Here is a 2,620-nt window from a genome sequence, read left to right as displayed (position 1 = left end):
TGGTGCAGGTGGCGGTATTGAAGAAGTCGTACTGCTCGATGATGAGTCGATCTATGCGGGCCAGCCGGAAGGCAACATTGGCCGTGAAGAGACAGGTCAGACCTCATCGAACCTGGCGTATGTGATCTACACCTCGGGTTCGACCGGTTTTCCCAAGGGAGTGATGCTCGAGCATGCTGGTGTCTGCAATCTGGCAACCCTGCAGAAGACGGAACTGGACATCGATGAGAAGAGCCGTGTGCTGCAGTTTGCCTCGTTCAGCTTCGATGCCTGCGCCTGGGAAGTGATGATGACGCTCAGCCATGGTGCGAGCCTGCTCCTGTCAACGAAGGAACGGCTGATGCCGGGCGAGCCCCTGCGGGCATTGCTGCAGGAGCGGGAAATCACTCATGTGACGCTGCCACCAACGGCGCTGAGTGCTCTGGGCCAGCCCAGTGGGCTGGAGAGCCTGAAAACGCTGGTGGTTGTTGGGGAGGCATGCCCGCCGCAGCTGGCGCTGCAATGGCGTGGCAGAACGCACTTCATCAACGCCTATGGACCGACCGAGGCGACCGTGTGTGCCACGATGTATCACGTGCCATCTGCCTGGACGGCGCAGCCGGGGCAGGGCGTGCCGATCGGAGAGCCGGTGGCCAATGCGCGGATCTACATTCTGGACGAACAGAAGCAGCCGGTACTGCAGGGGGAGGCCGGAGAGATCTGGATTGGTGGTGCCGGTGTGGCCCGTGGTTATCTGAACCGTCCGGATCTGACGGCAGAGCGCTTCATGGAGGATTCGTTCAGCGATGAGCCGGGTACGAGGATGTACCGTACGGGCGACCTGGGCCGGTGGCGGAACGATGGCCAGATCGAGTACATGGGTCGCAATGACTTCCAGGTCAAGATCCGGGGTTTCCGGATTGAGCTGGGCGAGATCGAGGCGCTCCTGGGGGATTTGCCGCAGGTACGCGATGCGGTTGTGGTGGCGCGAGAAGATCATCCGGGAGATAGGCGGCTGGTGGCGTACTGGACACCGGTTCAGGGGCTGGCGGAGGCCGAACTGCCCAAACCCGAACAGCTGCGTGACCATCTGAAAGAGAGCCTTCCCAGCTACATGGTGCCCGTAGCCTTTGTGCGGATGGAAGCACTGCCGCTGACGCCCAATGGCAAGGTGGACAGGAAGGCGTTACCAGCGCCGGATGTGGATGCCTTGATCACGCACGAGTACGAAGCGCCACAGGGAGAGGTGGAACAGCGAGTGGCAGTGCTGTGGCAGGAGTTGCTGGACGTTGACAAGGTCGGGAGAAACGACAATTTCTTCGACCTGGGTGGCAATTCTCTGCTGATGGTGGCTCTGCTGGCACGGATGCGTGACGAGGGGCTGTTCGCATCAGCCGAGATGGGCTATTCGAGCGGTGCATCGGCGATGAAGGATCTGGCGGTACAGCTGGTTCGTCGTCCGGATGGAGAGGATGCACAACAGGCTGCCGTTGGTGAAATTCCCGAGGCATGTACACGGATCCTACCGGAGATGGTGGGACTGACCGGCTTCGGGCAGGCCGAGATCGACGTAATCGTGGCCAGGGTGCCGGGCAGTGCATCCAATATCCAGGACATCTACCCACTGTCGACGCCCCAGGAGGGCATTCTCTTTCACCACCGGCTGGATGTGGAACGGGACACCTATGTGGCCCATGAGATCTTCCGGTTCGATTCGGTGGCACGCTTCGAGGCCTTCTTCGCTGCGCTGCAGGAACTGGTCAGGCGCCATGATGCCCTGCGTACGATGTTTGTGTGGGAGGATCTGTCCGAGCCGGTGCAGGTTGTGCAGCGGCAGGCCGAGGCGGTCTGCACGCGGATGGTGTTGGATGCAGGTCAGGATGCCGCTGGGGCGTTTCGTCAGTGGCTGCAGGCCCGGTTCGAGCGGCTCGACCTTGGCCGGGTGCCGCTGGTGGGGATGGTGCTGGGCGAGGTTGCCGGGCAGAAGGAGTGTTATGGCGCGCTGACGATTCATCACATCATCACCGACCATGTGTCCATCGAGGTGATGCTTGCCGAAATCGGGGCGCTGATGCAGGGGCAGGATCGGCCACGGCCTGCGCAGGACGGACAGACAGGTTCCTACCGTGGGTTTGTGGAACACGGCCGTGATGCCGGTGAAAGGGCACAGGCAGAGGCCTTCTTCAAGGGCATGCTTGCCGATTATGACGAGCCCTCGCTGCCGTTTGGGCTGCGGGACGTGCGCGGAGATGGTACAGCCATCGTGCAGAGGATATCGCCGGTGGAGCAGGCGCTGGCCCGGCAGGTTCGCCGTGTGGCACGCAGTCTCAGGGTCAGTCCGGCCATTGTGTTTCACCTGGTGTTCGGTTTGGTGGTCGGCAGGTTCTCGGGCCGGGATGATGTGGTGTTCGGAACAGTCATGTCGGGGCGGATGGCGCCGGTGGCGGGCATCGATCGCATGCTGGGTATGTTCATCAATGTGCTGCCGCTGCGCCTGAACATGGCGGGGTTGACGGTGCGGGAGGTGCTGTTGCAGCTTGAGCAGAGTATGGCAGGGCTGATCCGGCACGAGAGTGCGTCACTTGCGCTGGCGCAGCGCTGCAGTGGTGTCGAAGGCGATGTTCCTCTGTTCAGTGCTCTG

Annotated in this window: 1 protein-coding gene; it reads left to right on the top strand. The window is 61.9% G+C overall.

All coding sequences use genetic code 11. The features are described 5' to 3' along the window. On the top strand, nt 1-2,620 hold a 2,620-nt coding region (locus EHV23_RS15020; RefSeq protein ID WP_203229050.1), incomplete at both ends, for a non-ribosomal peptide synthetase.

The organism is Lautropia dentalis, assembly GCF_003892345.1.
Lineage (GTDB): Bacteria > Pseudomonadota > Gammaproteobacteria > Burkholderiales > Burkholderiaceae_E > Lautropia > Lautropia dentalis.
The sequence above is the reverse complement of the archived record's forward strand: the minus strand, read 5'-3'. Positions and strand labels throughout refer to the sequence as shown.